Source organism: Amycolatopsis silviterrae (genome assembly GCF_042684085.1).
GTDB lineage: Bacteria > Actinomycetota > Actinomycetes > Mycobacteriales > Pseudonocardiaceae > Amycolatopsis > Amycolatopsis silviterrae.
The window spans coordinates 414,941-435,240 of the sequence record NZ_JBHUKS010000004.1 but is presented as its reverse complement, the minus strand read 5'-3'; the positions used below and the strand labels follow the sequence as shown (position 1 = coordinate 435,240).

At 68.8% G+C, this 20,300-nt stretch carries 21 protein-coding genes and 4 tRNA genes; 14 read left to right on the top strand and 11 right to left on the bottom strand.

Annotated elements, in window-relative coordinates; genetic code table 11:
• The 4 genes from ACFSVL_RS05795 to ACFSVL_RS05780 form a co-directional block, all read right to left on the bottom strand.
• A complete protein-coding gene (locus tag ACFSVL_RS05795) occupies positions 1-795 on the bottom strand; it encodes a MerR family transcriptional regulator (RefSeq protein ID WP_378301123.1) in 795 nt (264 codons plus the stop codon).
• A 17-nt stretch (positions 796-812) separates the two neighbouring features.
• A complete protein-coding gene (locus tag ACFSVL_RS05790) occupies positions 813-1,301 on the bottom strand; it encodes a VOC family protein (RefSeq protein ID WP_378301121.1) in 489 nt (162 codons plus the stop codon).
• Between the two features lie 44 nt (positions 1,302-1,345).
• Positions 1,346-1,657 (bottom strand): EthD family reductase, encoded by a 312-nt coding sequence (locus ACFSVL_RS05785; protein WP_378301119.1) that lies wholly within the window; start codon positions 1,655-1,657, stop codon positions 1,346-1,348.
• A gap of 69 nt (positions 1,658-1,726) precedes the next feature.
• Positions 1,727-1,808 (bottom strand) — tRNA-Tyr (locus ACFSVL_RS05780).
• 119 nt (positions 1,809-1,927) lie between these two features.
• Between ACFSVL_RS05780 and ACFSVL_RS05775 the strand changes: the two genes are divergently transcribed.
• Positions 1,928-2,419, top strand: coding sequence for a YajQ family cyclic di-GMP-binding protein (locus ACFSVL_RS05775; RefSeq protein WP_378301117.1), 492 nt, complete (start codon positions 1,928-1,930; stop codon positions 2,417-2,419).
• A gap of 37 nt (positions 2,420-2,456) precedes the next feature.
• On the opposite strand, the gene ACFSVL_RS05770 is transcribed toward ACFSVL_RS05775, so the two are convergent.
• The gene (locus ACFSVL_RS05770; protein ID WP_378301115.1) at positions 2,457-3,149 is read right to left on the bottom strand and encodes a hypothetical protein; all 693 of its coding nucleotides are present in this window, start codon (positions 3,147-3,149) and stop codon (positions 2,457-2,459) included.
• 200 nt (positions 3,150-3,349) lie between these two features.
• Between ACFSVL_RS05770 and ACFSVL_RS05765 the strand changes: the two genes are divergently transcribed.
• Together ACFSVL_RS05765 and rfbA are read left to right on the top strand one after the other, a co-directional pair.
• Positions 3,350-4,495, top strand: a complete 1,146-nt coding sequence (locus tag ACFSVL_RS05765; RefSeq protein WP_378301113.1) for an exo-alpha-sialidase — start codon at positions 3,350-3,352, stop codon at positions 4,493-4,495.
• 75 nt (positions 4,496-4,570) lie between these two features.
• Positions 4,571-5,452: a glucose-1-phosphate thymidylyltransferase RfbA gene (rfbA, locus tag ACFSVL_RS05760; RefSeq protein WP_378301111.1), complete on the top strand. Its 882-nt coding sequence runs from the start codon at positions 4,571-4,573 to the stop codon at positions 5,450-5,452.
• Positions 5,453-5,525: 73 nt separating this feature from the next.
• Here rfbA and lon read toward each other — a convergent pair whose 3' ends face one another.
• From lon to ACFSVL_RS05740, 4 genes are all read right to left on the bottom strand, one after another.
• On the bottom strand, positions 5,526-7,928 hold the full coding sequence (gene lon, locus ACFSVL_RS05755) for an endopeptidase La (protein WP_378301109.1): 2,403 nt from the start codon (positions 7,926-7,928) through the stop codon (positions 5,526-5,528).
• 86 nt (positions 7,929-8,014) lie between these two features.
• Positions 8,015-8,839 carry an SAM-dependent methyltransferase gene (locus tag ACFSVL_RS05750; RefSeq protein WP_378301108.1) on the bottom strand — a complete coding sequence of 275 codons (825 nt, stop codon included), beginning with the start codon at positions 8,837-8,839 and terminating at the stop codon, positions 8,015-8,017.
• Positions 8,836-9,684 (bottom strand): SAM-dependent methyltransferase, encoded by an 849-nt coding sequence (locus ACFSVL_RS05745; RefSeq protein WP_378301106.1) that lies wholly within the window; start codon positions 9,682-9,684, stop codon positions 8,836-8,838. The genes ACFSVL_RS05750 and ACFSVL_RS05745 overlap by 4 nt, the downstream gene beginning before the upstream one ends.
• Positions 9,685-9,719: 35 nt before the next feature.
• Entirely contained in the window at positions 9,720-10,661 is a 942-nt protein-coding gene (locus tag ACFSVL_RS05740; protein WP_378301104.1) for a GNAT family N-acetyltransferase, read from the bottom strand.
• A gap of 249 nt (positions 10,662-10,910) precedes the next feature.
• Here ACFSVL_RS05740 and ACFSVL_RS05735 point away from each other — a divergent pair, with 249 nt between their 5' ends.
• The 6 genes from ACFSVL_RS05735 to ACFSVL_RS05710 all read left to right on the top strand — a co-directional run bounded on the left by ACFSVL_RS05735 (position 10,911) and on the right by ACFSVL_RS05710 (position 14,993).
• Positions 10,911-13,532: a putative bifunctional diguanylate cyclase/phosphodiesterase gene (locus ACFSVL_RS05735; RefSeq protein WP_378301102.1), complete on the top strand. Its 2,622-nt coding sequence runs from the start codon at positions 10,911-10,913 to the stop codon at positions 13,530-13,532.
• Positions 13,533-13,611: 79 nt separating this feature from the next.
• Positions 13,612-13,684: transfer RNA gene (locus ACFSVL_RS05730), tRNA-Thr, on the top strand.
• Positions 13,685-13,735: 51 nt separating this feature from the next.
• Positions 13,736-13,808: transfer RNA gene (locus ACFSVL_RS05725), tRNA-Met, on the top strand.
• 49 nt (positions 13,809-13,857) lie between these two features.
• A complete protein-coding gene (gene rpmG / locus ACFSVL_RS05720; RefSeq protein WP_005152047.1) occupies positions 13,858-14,022 on the top strand; it encodes a 50S ribosomal protein L33 in 165 nt (54 codons plus the stop codon).
• A gap of 126 nt (positions 14,023-14,148) precedes the next feature.
• Positions 14,149-14,598 carry a MaoC family dehydratase N-terminal domain-containing protein gene (locus ACFSVL_RS05715; RefSeq protein ID WP_378301100.1) on the top strand — a complete coding sequence of 150 codons (450 nt, stop codon included), beginning with the start codon at positions 14,149-14,151 and terminating at the stop codon, positions 14,596-14,598.
• Positions 14,595-14,993, top strand: a complete 399-nt coding sequence (locus ACFSVL_RS05710; RefSeq protein WP_378301098.1) for a MaoC family dehydratase — start codon at positions 14,595-14,597, stop codon at positions 14,991-14,993. The genes ACFSVL_RS05715 and ACFSVL_RS05710 overlap by 4 nt, the downstream gene beginning before the upstream one ends.
• A gap of 126 nt (positions 14,994-15,119) precedes the next feature.
• On the opposite strand, the gene ACFSVL_RS05705 is transcribed toward ACFSVL_RS05710, so the two are convergent.
• Positions 15,120-16,028: an SGNH/GDSL hydrolase family protein gene (locus ACFSVL_RS05705; RefSeq protein ID WP_378301096.1), complete on the bottom strand. Its 909-nt coding sequence runs from the start codon at positions 16,026-16,028 to the stop codon at positions 15,120-15,122.
• A 50-nt stretch (positions 16,029-16,078) separates the two neighbouring features.
• Positions 16,079-16,984 (bottom strand): TIGR03619 family F420-dependent LLM class oxidoreductase, encoded by a 906-nt coding sequence (locus tag ACFSVL_RS05700; protein ID WP_378301094.1) that lies wholly within the window; start codon positions 16,982-16,984, stop codon positions 16,079-16,081.
• A gap of 435 nt (positions 16,985-17,419) precedes the next feature.
• On the opposite strand from ACFSVL_RS05700, the gene ACFSVL_RS05695 reads away from it, so the two are divergent.
• From ACFSVL_RS05695 to rplA, 5 genes are all read left to right on the top strand, one after another.
• A tRNA-Trp gene (locus ACFSVL_RS05695) sits at positions 17,420-17,492 on the top strand.
• A 32-nt stretch (positions 17,493-17,524) separates the two neighbouring features.
• Positions 17,525-17,959, top strand: a complete 435-nt coding sequence (gene secE, locus ACFSVL_RS05690; RefSeq protein ID WP_378301092.1) for a preprotein translocase subunit SecE — start codon at positions 17,525-17,527, stop codon at positions 17,957-17,959.
• Between the two features lie 74 nt (positions 17,960-18,033).
• Positions 18,034-18,864, top strand: coding sequence for a transcription termination/antitermination protein NusG (gene nusG, locus ACFSVL_RS05685; RefSeq protein WP_378301090.1), 831 nt, complete (start codon positions 18,034-18,036; stop codon positions 18,862-18,864).
• Positions 18,865-18,946: 82 nt separating this feature from the next.
• Positions 18,947-19,378 (top strand): 50S ribosomal protein L11, encoded by a 432-nt coding sequence (gene rplK, locus ACFSVL_RS05680; RefSeq protein ID WP_037360170.1) that lies wholly within the window; start codon positions 18,947-18,949, stop codon positions 19,376-19,378.
• 193 nt (positions 19,379-19,571) lie between these two features.
• Positions 19,572-20,291 (top strand): 50S ribosomal protein L1, encoded by a 720-nt coding sequence (gene rplA / locus ACFSVL_RS05675; protein ID WP_378301088.1) that lies wholly within the window; start codon positions 19,572-19,574, stop codon positions 20,289-20,291.
• Positions 20,292-20,300: the final 9 nt, after the last annotated feature.

Here is a 20,300-nt window from a genome sequence, read left to right as displayed (position 1 = left end):
CTACTCCCACACCGCTGTAGCTGGGTCTACTCCGTGTGCGGCGGCGTTGGCGAAGATCACGTCTCGCAGCCAGGCCGCCAGGCCGGGGGCCAGCGCGTCGTAGTACTCCGTGTATCCGGTTTCCTCGACGAACTTGCGTCCCAGGCAGACCTGCATCGAATGTGTGCAGTCGAAGTATCGGGACAGCGTCGCCCGATGGCGCTCCGCCAGGGTGTTCGCCTCTGCTGAGCCTGGTTCGATCCCTGCTTGCCGTGCTGCGGCTAGGTCGGCGTGGAGCGTCTCGTGCTCGGCCGCGGCCTGCTGCCAGTCCTGTGGGGTCAGGTCGGTGGTCCGCTCGCGGTATTCCGCCCACTGTTTCGTGTCGCCCCAGCGTTCTGCGGCTTCGTCGACCCACTCGGGATTCCAGTCGGACCCGAAGATCTCGATCTGCTCCTCGGCGGTCAACTGCATGCCGCCGCGAGTGGCCGCCGCCATCCGGTCCACTGCGGACACCATGTGTTCCAGACGCGCGATTCGATCCCGCAGTTCGCGTCGCTGGCGGGTGAGGTGGGCGTGCGCGTCGGCGTCCGGGTCGTCGATGAGCCGGCCGATTTCCGACAACGGGAAGCCGAGCTCGCGGTAAACGAGCACCCGGTGCAGGCGCGCGATGTCGTCGGCGTTGTACACCCGGTAGCCGGACCTGGTGCGCGCGCTCGGGCGCACCAGGCCGACTGCGTCCCAGTGGTGCAGCGTTTTGACACTCACGCCGACGAGCGTCGCCGTGCGTCCGACAGTGAGGCCGTCTTGCTCGGTCACGACCCCAGTGTCGCAAATCACGACCGCGGCACGTCGATTCCCACAGCCCGCATCCGCTCGGCGACGGGGCCGTCCGGGTCGATGGGCTCGGCCGCGGTCATCACGACGTTCGTGCCCTCCGGCGTGACGACCGTCAGCTCCCGCGAGTTCCACGGCATCAGCTCCGGCCCGCTCGTGCAGCCCGGGGTGATTTCCTCGCACCGCTTGGCGATCTCGTCGAGTTCGCTGAGCACACACGAGAAACTGATCCGGACCTCGCTGGGCCCAGCCGGGGTGCCCGGCCGGAGCAGGACGTCCTGAAACGCCCACCGGCGCAGGTGCACGACCTCGCCGGGGATGGTGAAGAGGTTGTCGAAGCCGAGCCCGCGCAGCCAGAAGTCCGTGGAAGCGTCGAGGTCGGCGGTGGGCACGATGGGAAACATCGGCATCCCGTAGAAGCCGAGGTAGTTGCCGGGCGACACCGCGTCGAAGGCGGGCATCGGAACCGGACCGCGAAATTCGTTCATGCCGACGAGCGTGCGGCCTCCTGTCGCAGGAGGGTCAAGCCCGATCAGACAACGCCGTCCTGAACCGGATAGTGGATGACGACCGCACCACCAGTGGCGTAGTTGGCGACATCGGCGGCCACCTGCTGACCTTGCGGAGACTCCCGCGACGCGGTCATCGCCGCAGCGTCCGCGAAGTCGGCCTCGAAGATCGCGAAGTACGACGTCTGCCCCGGGGCCGCCGCGACGTCGAAGCTGTAGCGGTACGCGAGCAGGCCGGGCATCTGAGCGACCAGCGGGAGGTGGTTGGCCACGTAGTAGTCGCGGAAGTGATCGGGATCGGCGGGCTTGGGATACAGGACCACCAGCTTGTGCATGAAAACTCCTCCGTCACGACGAACGCCCCGCCACCTGGTTGATCAGGTAGACGGGGCGTTGGGCTGGAGTGGCAGGTGAGGGATTCGAACCCCCGAAGGCTGAGCCGTCTGATTTACAGTCAGATCCCTTTGGCCGCTTGGGTAACCTGCCATGGCCAGGCGAACCGGCCGGAAAGAAGGATACCCAACGGTCCGGACGGCCGGTCAACCGGGATCCCCCGGCGCTACGCTGGGGGTCCCTGACGAGCTGAGACAAGGTGTGAGGAACACGTGGCGGATCCCTCTTTCGACGTGGTGAGCAAGGTCGACCGCCAGGAGGTGGACAACGCGCTGAACCAGGCCAGCAAGGAACTGGGCACGCGGTTCGACTTCCGCGGCACCGGAACCGGCATCAGCTGGTCCGGCGAGGAAGCCATCGCGATCGAGTCGGAGACCGAAGAGCGCGCCCTCGCGGCGGTGGAGGTCTTCAAGGAGAAGCTGATCAAGCGGAACATCTCGCTGAAGGCCTTCGAAGCGGGCGAGCCCGCGATCTCCGGCAAGATTTACAAGGTCAGCGGCAAGATCCTGCAGGGCATCGCGTCGGACAAGGCGAAGCAGATCGCGAAGTTCATCCGCGACGAGGGCCCGAAGGGTGTCCAGGCCCAGATCCAGGGCGACCAGCTGCGGGTGTCGGGCAAGAAGAAGGACCAGCTGCAGGAGGTGATCTCCCTGCTGAAAGGCAAGGACTTCGAGATCGCGCTGCAGTTCACCAACTACCGGTGAGCCAAGGCCTGCGGACGTCCCCGGGCGTCCGCAGGCATCACCATGCGGTGAACGTCCAATCCGCCTCGAACGTCTCCACCTGCACATACGTGGGCCCGGTCAGCGGGAACTCCCCGGTGGTCTGGCCGATGTGGTTCACCACCAGATGCGGATACCCGTCGGCCAGCAGCCAGACCCCGTTCGACCCCTTCGAGCCGGTGAAGAACTTTCCGTAGACCATGCCCGGGGGCACCGCCAGGACCGCGTCCCCGTGGCCGTTGTACGGCTTGCCCGGTTCAACGGTCGGCACGCCGTGGTAGTCGGTGATCGTCGCGGTCCACGCGCCCGTCGCCTCGACCGTCAGCGTGCGCACCGGCTTGCCGCCGGGGGACATGTTGAACCAGGCCGTTCCGTGGTACGGGCCGGAATCGTTCACCAGCAGGCCTTCCGAACCGTCGGTCGTCACGGCGATATGGCCGGTGCACTTTGGACAGTCGAAGGTGAAAAAGCCCGAGACCCCGGACGGCCAAGTCAGCTGGACTGTCGAGTTCCCGTTGCCCTGGTGGGTTTCCGTCGGGTTCTCGGCGATCCGGGGCTTGTCCGGCCGCGGCGGGGGCAGGACCGGCGCGGCGGAGGGTTCGTCCTCGAACCGCGGCACGATCACCCCGAACCCGGACGGCTGCAGCGAGCACGACGCCGTCAGCGCGACCGCCGCACAGACGGCGGCGAGACGCCCGATGGTGCGGCGCATGGTTCTCCCTAGCGTGCCCCGGCGGGGCCTCCGGATGATCTTTCGTCACGCTCCGCCCGGTCGTTACGCAGCGGGCGCCCCTGAACAGCCCAGCGATCGCCTCGAAGGGGTGGACTCACGCGGGTGACCAGGCGAAATCGATCGTGGTGAGCCGACCACGTGGTGTAATCATCCGGCCTAGTCGTGAGAGGAGTTTCTGGATGCGCCGCTGGGCTCCCGTGCTTGCCTTCCTCACCTCGCTGGTGGTCCTCGCCGCGGGGCTGACCCCAGCGGAGGCCGCCGACAAAAAGCTGCTCGTCCCCGGCTTCGGCTCGTATCCGCGGCTGGTCCGGCTGGAACACTCGCCGTTCGGGCGCGGGAACATCATCGCGTCGCTGACCAGCGAGGACGGCAACGGCCGGTTCGCGCCGATCCTCGAAAGCACCGACGAGGGCGCGAGCTTCCACCAGATCGGCGTGATCCGCGACCCCGATGCCAAGTTCGGCCAGTGCTGCGGCACCCTCTACGAACTGCCGCAGCGGGTCGGCCGGATGCGCGCGGGCACGCTGCTCTGGGCGGCGACCTACCGCCAGGACGCGGGCCCGCAGCGCCGGATGGGGATCAAGGTCTGGTCCAGCCGCGACGGCGGCCGCAACTGGCGGTACCTGTCCGAGGCCGCGCTTTCGCACAACCACGACGGCGTCTGGGAGCCGGAGTTCACTGTGGACGCCGGCGGCACGCTCTGGCTGCACTACGCCGACGAGACGCAGGCCCCGAAATACGGGCAGGTGCTCAACCGCGTCGCCTCGACCGACGGGGTCAACTGGGGCACCAAGCAGCTCACCCTTGCCATCGGGCCGTCCCGGGTGCGTCCGGGCATGCCGATCATCCGCAGGCTGCCCGACGGCCGGTACTGGTTCGGCTACGAGATCTGCAATTACCGCGACCGCTACTGCGATCCGTATTACAAAATCTCCGCCGACGGCGCGAACTGGGGCGATCCGGCCGACCCCGGAATCAGGGTGAACACCGCGAACGGCAACTACTTCCAGCACGCCCAGACCACCGCGCTGTTCCCCGGCGGCCCGAACGGCGTGCGGCTGGTGATGGTCGGCCAGATCTACACGAACTCCGACGGTTCGCCGCTGTCCGGAAGCGGCCAGACCCTGCTGGCCAACGACAACTTCGGGGCCGGGAACTGGTACGAGCTGCCCGCCCCGGTCCACATCAGCGGCATCTACAACAACTACTGCCCCAACTATTCGTCCGCGATCCTGCCGGTCGACGGCGGCAAGAACGTGCTGGAGATCGCCACCCAGTACGCGAACGGCTGCCAGGCGTATTTCGGCAAGGGCCCGGCGTTCTGAATTCGAGGGAAGCCCCGGACGCCCGCCGCGCTCACTCGGTACGGTGAACCGAACCACCGCACGTGAGGAGGGGCTGTGAAGGGCATCGTGCTCGCCGGAGGCAGCGGAACCCGTCTGCATCCGATCACGCAGGCCGTGTCGAAGCAGCTGCTGCCGGTCTACGACAAACCGATGATCTACTACCCGATCTCGGTGCTGATGCTGGCCGGGATCCGGGAGATCCTGATCATCTCGACGCCGTCGGACCTGCCGAACTTCCGCCGCCTGCTCGGCGACGGCAGCCAGTTCGGGCTCTCGTTCTCCTTCGCCGAGCAGCCGAGCCCGAACGGTCTCGCCGAGGCCTTCGTGATCGGCGCGGACTTCGTCGGCGACGATTCGGTCGCGCTGGTGCTCGGCGACAACATCTTCTACGGCCAGGGTTTCTCCACGACCCTGCGCACCGCGGCGACCGACCTCGACGGCTGCGTCCTGTTCGGCTACCAGGTGAAGGACCCCGAGCGCTACGGCGTCGGCGAGATCGACGAGACCGGCACCCTGCTGTCCATTGAGGAGAAACCGGTGAAACCGCGGTCGAACAACGCGATCACCGGGCTTTACTTCTACGACAACGAGGTCGTCGACATCTCCCGCAACCTGAAGCCTTCGGCACGCGGCGAACTGGAGATCACCGACGTCAACCTCTCCTACCTGCGCCGCGACCGCGCCAAGCTGATCGAGCTGAGCCGCGGTTTCGCGTGGCTCGACACCGGCACGCACGATTCGCTGCTGGAGGCGGGCCAGTTCGTGCAGGTGCTGGAGCACCGGACCGGGGTGCGGATCGCGTGCCTGGAAGAGGTCGCGCTGAAGATGGGCTTCATCAGCGCGGACGAATGCCACGCGCTGGGCACGAAGCTGGCGAAGTCCGGGTACGGCGAGTACGTGATGAACGTGGCCCTGCTCGCCGGCGCGCAAGGCTGATTTCCCCTGACGTGCCGTGAAGGACTCCTTGCGGGAATCTAATTCCCTCAAGGAGTCCTTCACGGACCTACAGTCAGGCGGCCTGCCGAACCTCCGAAGAGGCCGGAGTCAACGCCAACTCCAGAACCTCCCGCACGTTGGCCACCGCGTGCACCTCCAGCTGCGACAGCACCTCCGCGGGCACGTCGTCCAGATCCGGCTCGTTCCGCTGCGGGATGATCACCGTCTTCATCCCCGCCCGGTGCGCGGCGAGCAGCTTCTGCTTCACCCCGCCGATCGGCAGGACCCGCCCGGTCAGCGAGACCTCACCGGTCATCGCCACGTCCGCCCGGACCACCCGGCCCGACAGCAGCGAAGCCAGGGCCGTCGTCATCGTGATGCCCGCCGACGGACCGTCCTTCGGCACCGCGCCCGCCGGGACGTGCACGTGGATTCCTCGCTCCCGCAGGTCGCCCACCGGCAGCTCCAGCTCCGCACCGTGCGACCGCAGGTACGACAGCGCGATCTGCACCGACTCCTTCATCACGTCACCCAGCTGCCCGGTCAGGGTCAGGCCGGAAGCTCCGCTCTCCGGATCGGCCAGCGACGCCTCGATGTACAGCACGTCCCCGCCTGCGCCGGTGACCGCCAAACCCGTTGCCACGCCTGGCAAAGACGTCCGCTGAGTGGCCGTCGGCAGCGAGGATTCCGGCACGTGCCGCGGACGGCCGAGGTAGGTCTCCAAGTCCGCGGCAGACAGAGACAGCGGCAGTGAGACCGAACCCAAAGCCACCTTCGTCGCGATCTTCCGCAGCACCTTCGCGATCGTCCGGTTCGCGTCACGCACCCCGGCCTCGCGGGTGTACTCCGCCGCGATCCGGCTGAACGCGTCGTCGGTCAGCACCACGTCGCCGGACGCCAGACCGGCCCGCTCAAGTTCGCGCGGCAGCAGGTGATCCCGCGCGATGGTGACCTTCTCGTGCTCGGTGTAGCCGTCCAGCGTCACCAGTTCCATCCGGTCCAGCAGCGGCCCGGGGATGGTCTCCAGCGCGTTGGCCGTCGCCAGGAAGACCACATCGGACAGATCCAGCTCGACCTCGAGGTAGTGGTCGCGGAACGTGTGGTTCTGTTCCGGGTCCAGCACTTCGAGCAGTGCGGCCGTCGGGTCGCCGCGGTAGTCGGCGCCGACCTTGTCGATCTCGTCGAGCAGGACGACCGGGTTCATCGAGCCGGCTTCCTTGATGGCCCGCACGATCCGGCCCGGCAGCGCGCCGACGTACGTCCGCCGGTGGCCGCGGATCTCCGCCTCGTCCCGGATGCCGCCCAGCGCGACGCGGACGAACTTCCGCCCCATCGCCTTCGCGACCGACTCGCCGAGCGACGTCTTGCCGACCCCGGGAGGGCCGGCGAGCGCCAGCACCGCGCCGGAACGCCGTCCGCCGACCGGGCCGAGGCCCGATTCCGCGCGACGCTTGCGCACGGCCAAGTACTCGATGATCCGTTCCTTGACGTCGTCCAGGCCCGCGTGGTCCGCGTCGAGCACCGCCCGCGCGGCGGCGATGTCGTAGACGTCCTCGGTCCGCTCAGTCCACGGCAGCTCCAGCACCGTGTCGAGCCACGTCCGGATCCAGCCGCCTTCGGGCGACTGCTCGGACGTCCGCTCCAGCTTGTCGACCTCGGCCAGCGCGGCCTTGCGCACGTCGTCCGGCAGATCGGCGGCTTCGACCCGGGCGCGGTAGTCGTCGTCGGCCGCGGTGCCGTCGAGTTCGCCCAGCTCCTTGCGGATCGCTTCGAGCTGGCGGCGCAGCAGGAATTCCTTCTGCTGCTTCTCCATCCCGTCGGCGACGTCCTTGCGGATGGTTTCGGTGACCTCCAGTTCGGCCAGGTACTCCCGGCTCCACTCGAGGGCCTTCTCCAGCCGGACGCTGACGTCGAGCGCGCTCAGCAGTTCCAGCTTCTGGTCGGTGGACAGGTACGGCGCGTTGCCGGCCAGGTCGGCGATCGCGGACGGCTCCTCGACCTGCTGGACGGCGTCGATCATCTGCCAGCCGCCGCGCTGCTGCAGCACGGAGATGACCACGGCCTTGTACTCCGCGGCGAGCTGCGCGGTCCGGTCGTCGGAGGTTTCTTCAACGGCGTCCGCGTGCACCCAGCGGGCCGCGCCGGGACCGTCGGCGATCCGGCCGACGACGGCGCGCGCGGTGCCGCGCAGCAGCACGGCGGACTTGCCGCCGGGAACGCGGCCGATCCGCTCGACGGTCGCGACGGTGCCCAGCTCGGCGTACTCGCCGTGCACGCGCGGGACGATCAGGACTTCGGCCTTGCCCGTCCCGCCGGAACGGATCCCGGGGAACGACGCCGTCGCGGGGGTCTTGGCTTGTGCGGACTCCACTGCGGCCCGGGTCTCTGCGTCGCCGAGGTCGAGCGGGACCACCATGCCCGGCAGCACGACGTCGTCATCGAGCGGGAGGACGGGCAGGAGGCGGGGGTCGGACATGTGCACTCCTCGAATAGTTGAGTCTGAGGTGCTCAACTCTCCGAAGGGCGGGTTTGTTTCCCAGGGAGTGTTCGCTGGGAGAGAAGTCAGGGCTTGACCGCGACGGCACCCCAGGCGAACGGCCGCACTTCCGCCGCAAACTCCGACACCGGCTCGTCCGGCCGCCAGTCCGGCAGCGCGCTCATCCCCGGCTCCAGCAGCGGCCAGCCGCCGAACCACGGCCGGATCTCGTCGTCCGAGCGCAGGTAGGCCGGGTTCGACGTGTCCTTGTACGCGTCGACGAACCGGCGGACCTCGGCGGCTCGCTCCGGCGGCGCGTCGTCCCGGCAGGCGGCGTGCGTGACGGCCAGCCACGAACCGGGCGCGAGCCGGTCGCGGTAGGTCGCGACCAGCTCGTCCGGCCGGTCGCCGGGGCCGAGGAAGTGCAGCACGGTGATCATCAGCAGGCACACCGGCTGCGACCAGTCGATCAGCGTCTCGGTGACCTCGTCGGCGAAGATCGCGTCCGGATCGCGGATGTCGCGTTCCACGATCCCGGCCCATTCGGTCGCGTTCTCGTCCTCCAGGATCACCCGGGAATGCGCCGCCGCCACCGGTTCGTAGTCGACGTACACGACCGTCGCGGGCAGGTGGTCGCGCACGATCTCGTGCACGTTGCCCGCCGTCGGCACGCCGGAGCCGAGGTCGAGGAACTGCCGGATCCCGGCGTCCAGCGCGGCCCGGACGACCCGGTTCATGAACGCCCGGTTCTCCCGCGACATCGGCCGGATCAGCGGCCACACCTTCTCGACGCGACGGCCGAATTCCCGGTCCACCGCCCAGTTCTGGGTGCCGCCGAGGTACCAGTCGTAAATCCGCGCGGCGGACGGCTTGTCGACGTCGACGCCCTTCGGCGCGTCCGGCGCGGTCACGGCTTGCGCGCCACGGCGCACCAGGCGAACGGGCGCGCCTCCGCCTCGACCGCGTTCAGCTCGCGCTCCGGCCGCCAGTCCGGCAGATGCGTGATCCCCGGCTCCAGCAGCGGCCAGCCGCCGAAGAACGGCTCGATCTCGTCGCGGTCGCGCAGCCACATCGGATTGCTCGTCTTGCGGTACTGCTCGACGAACCAGCGCAGCCCCTCCAGCGCCGGCCCGTCGCCGTCGCCCTCGCTCATCTGCGAGATCGCCAGCCAGCTGCCCGGCACGAGCTTGTCGCGGTAGGCGCGCACGATGCCGTCCGGATCGTCGTCCGGGCCGACGAAGTGCAGCACCGCCATCAGCATCACGCACACCGGCTGGCTGAAGTCGATCAGCTCGCGGGTGCGCGGGTCGTTCAGCACGGTCCGGGGATCGCGCAGGTCGGCCTGCACGATGCCGGCCCAGTCGGTGGCCGCCTCGTCCTCGAGGATCAGCGTCGCGTGCGCCACGGCGACCGGTTCGTAGTCGACGTAGACCACGGTGGCCTGGTCGTCGTCGCCGAGCGCGGCCTCGACCACCTCGTGCACGTTGCCCGCCGTCGGCACGCCGGAGCCGAGGTCGAGGAACTGGCGGATGCCCGCGTCCAGCGCGGCGCGCACCACGCGGTTCATGAACTCGCGGTTCTGCTTCGCGCCGGGCCGCGCGAGCGACCACATCTTCTCGATCCGGCGGCCGAACTCCCGGTCCACCGCCCAGTTCTGCTTGCCGCCCAGGTACCAGTCGTAGACCCGCGCTGCCGAGGGTTTCTCGACATCGACACCTTCCGGCGCTTTCGGCGCGGCGTCGGGTTTTTCGGTCACTGGGACTCCCCTCGGATGGCCTGGCAAGCGCCAGACTAGCGAGCGCGTACCGCTGGCCGGCGTTGCCAGCCGGTCCACAGCGGCCGATAGCCCTGTGCGTACCAGAACGGCGTCGACCGCGGATTCGCCACGGCGTGGTGCAGCAGCACGACATCCGCGCCTGCCTCGTCGAAAACCTGGTGCGCGTGCGCGGCCAGCGCGGTGCCGACACCGGACGACCGAACCGTCTCGGAAACCGCCAGCGACGACAGGTAACCCACCCGGGAAGCGGCCACCCGGTGCCGGATCCAGCCGGTCTCGTCGGGCATCTGCAGCACGACCATGCCGAGCGGCTGGCCGTACAGCTCCGCGATCCACACCTGCGGCTCCGGCCGTTCGAGGTGGTGCAGCAGCTCCTTGGTGATCAGCTCCTCGACGCCGGGGCGGAGCGTGATCCGGCCGAACTGCGCGTCGTACCGCTGCAATTCGAGCTGCAGCGCGACCGCGGTGGAGAGGTCGTCCGGGGTCGCGTGCCGGATACAGACGCCTGGCGTCGCGTCCGGGCCGGCGGCCATCCGCTGTGCCGGGCGGACCGCGAGCACGCCCACCGGAGCGAAGCCGTGACGGAGAAGCTCGGTGGCCCCGGCGGTGTCGCGGCTGGGTCGCGAGAGCACCGCGGCGCACTCGGTATCCCCCACTCGGGCGAGGGACCCCAGGTGTTCATCCCATCGAGTGAGCAAAGCGTCGAGTCCGGCGGCCGGATCGGGCCCGGCGAGCTGGACCTCCAGCCGGTGCTCGACGAGCGCCCGCCACCTCGAGCGGGGGCTGTCCGGGCCGAGCCCGGTGCAGGTGGTGAGACCCGCCGCGGTGGTGTCGCCGACCTCGGCGGAAAGCAGGGCGGAATCCCCTCCGACCTCGAAGGGGAGCGGCGCGGGAAGCAGCGCGTCCACCGTGGCGATGCGCGCCGCATGGCCGGTGGCTGTCACGTCGTTGTGCATGCCGCCATTGTCCGCCGACCAGCCAGGAAAAGACCCCCAGAACACTCCCCGGCTCGGGGGTTCCGGGACAAACCGGGAGTTTCACTCCTTGGTCCACGCAGGTCAGCGAAGAACGCCCATTGTTAACCCTGGGGTGATCTCCTACTGTCTCGAAAGGGACGCCGGTACGCCCTACGGGGTAAGGTGGCGCCCTCGCCCACACCTGACGTCACGGACGAGCGCGACCGGGCAGCCGGGAAGGAAGGTCGGATGCCGGACAGCAACGCCCATCCCGGTACCGCGCCGGAGGCGATGGGCTCGGGAGGTGCTGGCTCCGCACCGGCCGAAGGCCGTACGGACGAGAGCCGCTTCCGCGTTTACACCTTCTTCGTGCTCGGTCTCGGCCTGCTCGCGGCCTTCGCCGTCAGCGCCTGGCTGCCGTTCCACGGTTCGGCCAAGCTCTGGTGGATCGGCCCGGTTCTCGCGGTCGCGTTCCTGCTCGCCGAACAGCTCGGCATCAACGTCGACGTCCGCAGCGGGATTTCCTGGACCATCTCATTCACCGAGATCCCGCTGGTAATCGGTTTCTTCGTCGCGCCCTTCGAAGTCGTGCTCGCCGCGCATCTCGTGGCGGGCATCGGCACCCTGCTGGCCCGCAAGGTCGCCGGCCGGGTCCTCTACAACGCGGGCGCGTTCCTGCTCGAAATCACCGGCGCGTTCGCCGTCGCCGGACTGGTGCACCTGGCCATGGGCGGCGGGCCGACCATGCCGTGGGTCGCCGCGCTCGCCGGCACGCTCACCGCGCCGCTGGTCAGCACGCTGCTCGCACTGGCCGCCGTGCGCGTGCTGCGCCGCCGGATGCGCGTGAGCACCGCGATCCGGCTGACCGGCCGCATCCTCGTGGTCGGGTTCGTCAACGCCTCGGTCGGCCTCACCGGCTACCTCGTCATCGCGAGCACCCCGCAGGCCTGGCCGCTGGTGCTGGCGGTGTTCCTCGGCCTGACCGCGCTGTACTGGGCTTACTCCGATCTGCTTCGCGAGCAGCGGGACATGGAAGCGCTGTCCGACGTCAGCCTGATGGTCGCGCGCTCCGGTCAGCAGGCCGCCGCTCGTCCGGCGAGCCGCGGCGAGGAACTGGTGGGCGGAGTCGACGTGCGCGAATGGGCCACCATCGCGGAGCGGATCAAGGACCAGCTGGCCGCCGGACGCGTCGTGCTGCGGCTGCGGCTGGAATCCGACGACCCGATGCGCGTCGTGGTCGCGGGCAACGACCTGCCGCCCGCGGACCCGGCCAACGACGATCCGCTGTTGCGCCTGCCCGGCGCGCACGTCCGGCACTTCCGCATCACCGAAGCCAATCCGGACGTCCGCGCGGCGCTGCTGGAACGCAGTGCGCAGGAAGCGCTCGTGGTCCCGCTGCGCAGTGCGAACCAGCTGCTCGGCGTCGTCGAAGCGCACGACCGGCTCTCGCGCTGGCGCGGCTTCGGCAAGTACGACGTCCAGCTGCTCGGCACGATGGCCAGCCACCTCGCGACGTCGCTCGACAACCGCAGGCTGCTCGCCACCCTCCGCCACGACGCCTACCACGACCCGCTCACCGGGCACCTGAACCGGCCGGGTTTCCAGCAGGTCTCGCGGGATCCGCTGCGCGAATCGGCGGAGGTCGTGGTGCTGCGGATCGACCTGGACGTTTTCTCCACGGTCAGCGACGCGCTCGGCTACTCGTGGGCGGACCGGATGGTCGTCGCCGCGGGCACCCGCATCCGCGGCGCACTCGGCCCGGACGTCCCGCTCGCCCGGCTCGAAGGCGCGTCCTTCGCCGCGCTGCTCGTGGACTGCACGATCGAAGACGCGCATCGCGCCGCCGAACGGCTGCGGGTCCAGCTGTCCGAGCCGTATCCGGTGGACCGGCTTTCGGTCGAGGCCAACGCGATGATCGGCTACGCCAGCTCCGCGGACGACGCCGGCGAGGTCGACGTCGACGGCCTGCTGCAACGCGCCGACGTCGCCGTCCGCGCCACTCGCGGCGGCGAGGAAGTGCGCGGCTACGTGCCGAGCATGGGCCAGATCTTCCTGCGCCGGTTCCAGATGGTCACGCAGTTCCGGCAGTCGCTCGAAGACGGCCACGTCTCCGTGCACTACCAGCCGAAGGTGACGCTGCCGAACCGCCAGGTGCAGGGCGTCGAAGCGCTCGTGCGCTGGGTGCACCCGGAGTTCGGCAGGCTCGGCCCGGACGAGTTCGTGCCCGCCATCGAAGCGGCCGGCCTGATCGGCGTCCTGACGTCGTTCGTGCTGGAGGAATCGCTGAAGCGGGTCCGCAAGTGGCTCGACGAGGGCCTGCGGATCTCCGCCGCGGTGAACCTGTCGGTGCGCAACCTGTCCGACGACGACTTCCCGGCGAAGGTCCAGCGCGAACTGGAACGCTTCGACGTGCCGCCGGAGCTGCTCACGTTCGAGCTGACCGAGTCCGGCGTGATGTCCGACCCGCAGAAGGCGCTGCCGATCCTGCGCGAGCTGCATTCGCTGGGCATCGTGCTGGCGGTCGACGACTTCGGCACCGGCTACTCGTCGCTCGCGTACCTGCGTCAGCTGCCGGTGGACCAGGTCAAGATCGACAAGAGCTTCGTCCTCGGCATGGGCACGGACCTCGGCGACCTGGCCGTGGTGCGGTCGATCGTCGAGCTCGGCCACTCGCTGGGCCTGACGGTGGTGGCCGAAGGCGTCGAGGAGGACGTGGCGCGCGATCAGCTCGAAGCGATGGGATGTGACGTCGCACAGGGTTATCTGATCTCGCGGCCGCTGCCGGAGGACCGCCTGGAGGCCTGGCTGCAGGCCCGCACGGCCCGCTCGCCGGGGCGGCACTCGGAGACCGTGCTGACCCTGCTGACCTGAGGTTTTGCGGTTAACCGACCCCGGTTGCACGGCCGGGTGAAGTGCCTTGCTAATCTTTCCAAGTCCTCGCGAGAGGCAGGCCCCTTTAGCTCAGTCGGCAGAGCGTCTCCATGGTAAGGAGAAGGTCTACGGTTCGATTCCGTAAAGGGGCTCTCGACCTCTAGCCGCGTCACCTAGCCGTGTCGCGGCTTGGGTCATGTAAGGGCGGTGTAGCTCAGTTGGCAGAGCAAGCGGCTCATAATCGCTGTGTCGCCGGTTCAAGTCCGGCCACCGCTACGCGGTAACGACGGGGCTGGCCCCCGGATCTGAGAGAGAAGGAAACGCTGTGGCTGCCACCGACGTGCGACCCAAGATCACGCTGGCGTGCGAGGAGTGCAAGCACCGCAACTACATCACCAAGAAGAACCGGCGCAACAACCCGGATCGTCTTGAGATGAAGAAGTTCTGCCCGAACTGCGGTACGCACCGGACTCACAAAGAGACCCGCTGACGCAGGCGGTCTTTTCCAGCTTCGAAAAGCCGTCCCGGCACCATGCCGGGGCGGCTTTTCGCCGTTCTGCTGGCCGGTTCAGGCACCGACGCGGGACCGCGCCGGGGTTCGGTTAGCCTTCTTCGCGTGCCTTTGGACCAGTCGTTCACCGGGCGGGAGTACCCGTCGGACAGCAAGTACTTCGTGAGCCGGGAGAAAATCCGCGAGTTCGCCGACGCGATCGGCGACCCGAACCCGGTGTACCGGGACCCAGAGACGGCCCGCGCGGCCGGCCACCCGGACGTGCTCGCGCCGCCCACCTTCCTCACCATCCTCAACCTGCCGAAGATCAACGGCATCGTGTCCGACCCCGCGCTCGGCCTCGACTACTCCCGGATGGTCCACGGCGACCAGGGCTTCCGCTACGAACGCCCGGTCCACGCGGGCGACGAGCTGGAAATCTCGGCCACGATCGAGACGATCATGGCGAGGGCGGGCAACGACTTCATCAACCTCCGCGCGGAAATCACCGACGCGGACGGCAAACTCGTGTGCACGACGCGGGCCCAGCTCGTGGTGCGGGGGGCGGAAGCGTGAACATCGGCGACGAACTGCCTCCGCTGGAGGTCCGCATCACCCGCGAGCAGCTGGTCCGCTACGCCGGAGCCTCGCTCGACTTCAACCCGATCCACTGGAACGACCACTTCGCCACCAAGGTCGGCCTCCCGGACGTGATCGCGCACGGCATGCTCACGATGGCCCTGTCCGGCCGCATCGTCACCGACTGGCTCGGCGACCCGGCCCGCCTAGTGGACTTCAGCACGCGCTTCACCCGCCCGGTCGTGGTGCCCGACAACGCCGAGGGCGCACTGGTCGAGGTAACCGGCAAGGTCGGTGCCCTGACCGACGAAGGACTCGCCCGGATCGATCTGACGGTCAAGTTCGAAGGCAAGACCGTGCTGGGCAAACCACAGGCCCTCGTCCGCCCCTGACCCCGTACTGGCTTGACCGGGCTGCGGGGCTTCGCCTTCCGCCGACGTCCGTGAGGGGAACCCTGAGGGACTCTGATTCCCTCAGGGTTCCCCTCACGGACGTCTTCATCGCGCGCATTGGGCGCGTCAGTGCACCCCGAGAACCGACTCCACCACCCCAGCCATCCCCGCCTCACCCCGCGCGTTCGGATGCAGCGCCGCCGCCGAGGACGTCGGGACCAACCCCTCCACCCACTTGGTATCCGAATTCGCGCACACGCCGTGCCCCTTGCTCGGCTCAGCCGTATCGGCGAACCCGGAGTCGTGGGATTTGGCCTGATCAGCAAGGGCGTCGTTGAGCTTTTCGAGCGCGCCCCGCAGATACGCGACATCACCAGCACCCAACGGCAGAACCGGCCAGCAACCGTCCCCGTCCGGGAGGACCGTCGGGTAGCCGACCACCACCACCCGCGCCTTCGGGGCCTTCTTGTGGATCTGATCCAGCGCCGTGCCGACCTTCTTCGCGGTGGCATTGATGCGGTCAGCCAGCTCGTCCTTGCCGCCCGCGGTGAGCCGGTCCTTGCAGGGCGAGGCGTTCTGGTGGGCGGTCACGCAGGTCTGAGCCAGCGAGATGAATCCCACATCGTTGCCGCCGATACCCAAGGTGACCAGCGTCGTGTCCGCGGTGACCGAGTCGAACTGCGGCGGGTTCGAGCCCTTGCGCGTCGACTGGGTTTCGCTCAGGTCCTCCGTGGTCGCGCCGCTGCAGCTGACGTCCACGAACTTCGCGGGCTTCAGCTTCGCCGCCACCACGTGCGGATAGTTGTTGTCCGACCGCGCGCACCCGGCCGGCGAGCCCGCCTGCTTCCCGGTGCGCGGCGCGGACGTGTACGAGTCGCCGAGTGCCACATACCGGCCGCTGCCGCCGCCGGTGTCCACGCCCGACGGCGGTGCGGTCGACGAGTCGTGCTTCGACTTGTAGTAGCCGACGGCCAGCAACGCCCCCACGACGACGAGGACGAGCAACCCGCATCCACCGTTCTTGTTTGCCCCCACGCGACCGTTCTACCGGTCCAGCCCGCCGCCGACGACCCGCTTACGGGTGATCACGCAAAGACAGCGGTATGCAGTTCGCCAGCCAGCTCCAGCGCGTGCGGCACGGTTTCGGCCACGTAGTGCAGATCGACCAGCGCTTCGGTGATGCCGTCGGCCTCGGCGGCCTTCAACCGGGCCGCGACGTCCTCGACGGTCGCCGTCGGCGAACCCGGCGTCGGGTTGAGCCGCAGCACCCGCCGCAGCGTCTCCGGGTCTCGCCCGGCCTTCTCCGCGGATTCGACGACCACCGCCCACTTCTCGCGCAGCATCGGAGCCGGGAGTCCGGCGGGCAGCCAGCCGTCCGCGATCCGGCCGACGCGCCGCAGCGCCGCGTCCGACGCCCCGCCCAGCAGCACCGGCGGACCGGGCTGCTGCATCGGACGCAGGCCGATCAGCGAGTCCGGGATGTCCCAGCGCTCGCTGCGGTGCCCGGCCGGGTCGGCGGTCCACAGCGTCCGCAGCACCTCGACCAGCTCGGCCAGCCGCGCGCCGCGGTGCTCCCACGGCACGCCGGCGGCGACGTACTCGTCGCGGAGCCAGCTGAGCCCGAGGCCGACGTCGAGCCTGCCGCCGGACAGCAGGTCCAGCGAGGTGAGGGAGCGCGCCAGCAGCACCGGCGAGTAGAGCGGGCCGTTGAGCGTGCTCGACCCCAGCCGCGCGGACTCGGTCGAGTTGGCGGCGATGGTGAGCGCCAGCAGCGGATCGACGAAACGGACGAACTCCGGCGGGTACGGCCGTTCGGGTGTACCGGAGGCCGGGTAATAGGTCTGCGGGGAGACCGGGGTCAGCACCCGGTCGCCGACCCACAGCGACGCGAAGCCGATGCGCTCCGCCTCGGCGGCGAATCCGGCGATGGCGGAAGGGTCGGCCAGCTTGCCGTACTGCGGCAGTGCGAGCCCGAGTCGCAACTCAGTCACCAAACCTCCTTGATCATGAATTTCGCTTGCCGGTCAACGAAGATCATCTTTCGTCGGACGCGGCTTGGTGACCTGGAAGGGAAATCCAGGGCGTCGGCGAAGGCTTCGCTTGCCGGGCAACGCATCCGGACTGCACGAAATCGCCCCCGTCGCGTGGTCCCGGCTGGCCCGGCGAGGGCTTGGCGATTAATCGGATTACGGTGCACGCGCTCATCGTGGCACGATCGGGTGATCTTCGCCGAGGGATCACGGACAGTGCCCGAAGCGTCCGGATCGACCGCCGCGAGACCGTCGGAAGGCCGTCGAGGGGGCTGGGTTGCAAGGCAACATCCGGCTTGCCGTAGACTTCGGAACTCGGAACGCACTACGGTCATCCCCGCCGGATGGTGGGGATGATGGAATGCGTCCTCCGGAGCCAGGGTGACCGGGCTCCACAGGGGTGTAGCTCAATTGGCAGAGCAGCGGTCTCCAAAACCGCAGGTTGCAGGTTCAAGTCCTGTCACCCCTGCGTACGGGAACTGGTGGAGCGGAGGAGTGGTCGTGAGCGACAGCGACGCCAGCGGCGAGCACGAGCAGGACGATTCGGGCAAGCAGCCCGGAGTCGAATCCCGCCCGGTGTCCGCCGCGGCTCGGCGCGAACGCCGCGCTTCCGCTCGGCCGGCAGGCAAGTCCGAGGCACGGCCGGGCTCGACCCGTCCGTCCGGCAAGGCGGGCGACAAGGTCGCGAAGCCCGCCGACGCCAAGGGTGCGCCCACCCCCAAACGGGACCGGAAGGCGAAGAAGGCCTCGGTGTTCGCCCGGTTCACGCGGTTCATCCGCGAGGTCTGGGCCGAACTGCGCAAGGTCATCTGGCCCAACCGCAAGCAGATGGTCACCTACACCGCGGTCGTGCTGGTGTTCGTGGTGTTCATGGTGGCCCTCGTGAGCGGTCTCGACCTCGGCTTCAAGGAGCTGATCGGGCTGGTCTTCGGCTGACGCCCGACGGGCGCGCCACCGCGCTGGCCGGGCCCCGGTCCGGCCCGGCAAGCGATCAACTGAGAGGACGGAACGTGACCTCCGACAACGGCACCGAAGCCGGTCGCGACCTGACCGAGCTTTCCGACGAGCAGGTGCAGACGGCACCCGGCGACGAGGAGTCCGCCGAGTCCGTCGAGGTGCCCGTCGCCGAGGACGAGGTCGCCGCCGAAGAAGCCTCCGCCGACGCTGACGAAGACGACGCGGACGACGACGCCGAGGTGACCGAGCCCGCCCCCGAGGCGGACGACCCGGTCGCCGCGCTGCGCGCCGAGCTCAAGGCCGCGCCGGGCGAGTGGTACGTCGTGCACTCGTACGCTGGTTACGAGAACAAGGTCAAGACCAACCTCGAAACGCGTACCCAGACCCTGGACGTCGAGGACTACATCTTCCAGATCGAGGTTCCGACCGAAGAGGTCACCGAGATCAAGAACGGCCAGCGCAAGCAGGTGCAGCGCAAGGTGCTGCCCGGCTACATCCTGGTCCGGATGGACCTCAACGACCAGTCGTGGAGCGCGGTGCGCAACACCCCCGGCGTCACCGGGTTCGTGGGCGCCACCTCGCGGCCGTCGCCGCTGACCGTGGACGAGGTGCTGAAGTTCCTCGCGCCGCAGGTCGAGAAGGAAGCCCCGGCCAAGGCGGCCAAGGGCGGCGAGTCCGCCGCGGCCGCGACGCCCGGCGCGCCCGCCGTCGAGGTCGACTTCGAGGTCGGCGAGTCGGTCACCGTCATGGACGGCCCGTTCGCCACGCTGCCCGCCACGATCTCCGAGGTCAACGTCGACGGGCAGAAGCTGAAGGTCCTGGTGTCGATCTTCGGCCGGGAGACCCCGGTCGAGCTCTCGTTCAGCCAGGTCTCCAAGATCTGACGGCCGGGCCATCCCGGTCGGCAGTCCCCGCGTACTGGCAGGTGTGCGGGGGACTCACGTCAGTTAAGAAGGACACAAGGTAATGCCACCCAAGAAGAAGAAGCTTGCGGCGATCATCAAGCTGCAGATCAAGGCGGGTGCGGCCAACCCCGCGCCGCCGGTCGGCCCGGCGCTGGGTCAGCACGGCGTCAACATCATGGAGTTCTGCAAGGCCTACAACGCCGCGACCGAGTCGCAGCGCGGGGACGTCGTCCCGGTCGAGATCTCCGTGTACGAAGACCGGTCGTTCGACTTCAAGCTGAAGACGCCGCCGGCCGCCAAGCTGCTGCTCAAGGCTGCGGGCGTGGAGAAGGGCTCCGGCGAGCCGCACAAGACCAAGGTCGCCAAGGTCACCTGGGACCAGGTCCGCGAGATCGCGAAGACCAAGGAGACCGACCTCAACGCGCACGACATCGACCAGGCCGCGAAGATCATCGCCGGCACGGCTCGGAGCATGGGCATCACCGTCGAGTGATCCACCCGAGAAATCGCTCCGGTTTCTGGACTGAGCGATTCGATCGGCCCCCCGGGCCGAGCGGATCGGGAGGGAAGAAACCGGATGAAGGCGATTTCTCCGCCGCGACGAAGTCGCGGCAATCAAACACCGTGGGAGAGCCAGGTGCTGGCTCGTCACCACACTGATCCACTGACTTACTAAGGACAGAAGCATGACCAAGCACAGCAAGGCCTACCGCCAGGCCGCGGAGCTGATCGACAAGGCGCGGCTGTACGCGCCGCTCGAGGCCGTGAAGCTGGCGAAGGAGACCTCCAAGTCGAAGATGGACGCGACCGTCGAGGTCGCGATGCGTCTCGGGGTCGACCCGCGCAAGGCCGACCAGATGGTCCGCGGCACCGTGAACCTGCCGCACGGCACCGGTAAGACCGCCCGCGTCATCGTTTTCGCCGTTGGCGACAAGGCCGCTGAGGCCGAAGCCGCCGGCGCGGACGCGGTCGGCACCGACGAACTGATCGAGCGCATCCAGGGTGGCTGGCTCGACTTCGACGCCGCGATCGCGACGCCGGACCAGATGGCCAAGGTGGGCCGCATCGCCCGCATCCTCGGCCCGCGCGGCCTCATGCCGAACCCGAAGACCGGCACGGTGACCCCCGCGGTCGAGAAGGCCGTGAAGGACATCAAGGGCGGCAAGATCAACTTCCGCGTCGACAAGCAGGCGAACCTGCACCTGGTGATCGGCAAGGCGTCGTTCGACACCGAGAAGCTGGTGGAGAACTACGCGGCCGCGCTGGACGAGATCCTGCGCGCCAAGCCGTCGTCGGCGAAGGGCCGCTACGTCAAGAAGATCACCTTCACCACGACGATGGGCCCGGGCATCCCGGTCGACCCGGCGCGGACCCGCAACCTCCTCACCGAGGAAGCGGCGGTCTGAGTCGCACAT

What these genes read in the sequence shown, in the direction of transcription:
- ACFSVL_RS05790 (WP_378301121.1), bottom strand. Translation starts at nt 1,301, where the DNA reads ATGAACGAATTTCGCGGTCCGGTTCCGATGCCCGCCTTCGACGCGGTG.
- ACFSVL_RS05785 (WP_378301119.1), bottom strand. Translation starts at nt 1,657, where the DNA reads ATGCACAAGCTGGTGGTCCTGTATCCCAAGCCCGCCGATCCCGATCAC.
- ACFSVL_RS05770 (WP_378301115.1), bottom strand. Translation starts at nt 3,149, where the DNA reads ATGCGCCGCACCATCGGGCGTCTCGCCGCCGTCTGTGCGGCGGTCGCG.
- ACFSVL_RS05765 (WP_378301113.1), top strand. Translation starts at nt 3,350, where the DNA reads ATGCGCCGCTGGGCTCCCGTGCTTGCCTTCCTCACCTCGCTGGTGGTC.
- lon (WP_378301109.1), bottom strand. Translation starts at nt 7,928, where the DNA reads ATGTCCGACCCCCGCCTCCTGCCCGTCCTCCCGCTCGATGACGACGTC.
- ACFSVL_RS05740 (WP_378301104.1), bottom strand. Translation starts at nt 10,661, where the DNA reads ATGCACAACGACGTGACAGCCACCGGCCATGCGGCGCGCATCGCCACG.
- ACFSVL_RS05735 (WP_378301102.1), top strand. Translation starts at nt 10,911, where the DNA reads ATGCCGGACAGCAACGCCCATCCCGGTACCGCGCCGGAGGCGATGGGC.
- rplK (WP_037360170.1), top strand. Translation starts at nt 18,947, where the DNA reads ATGCCACCCAAGAAGAAGAAGCTTGCGGCGATCATCAAGCTGCAGATC.
- rplA (WP_378301088.1), top strand. Translation starts at nt 19,572, where the DNA reads ATGACCAAGCACAGCAAGGCCTACCGCCAGGCCGCGGAGCTGATCGAC.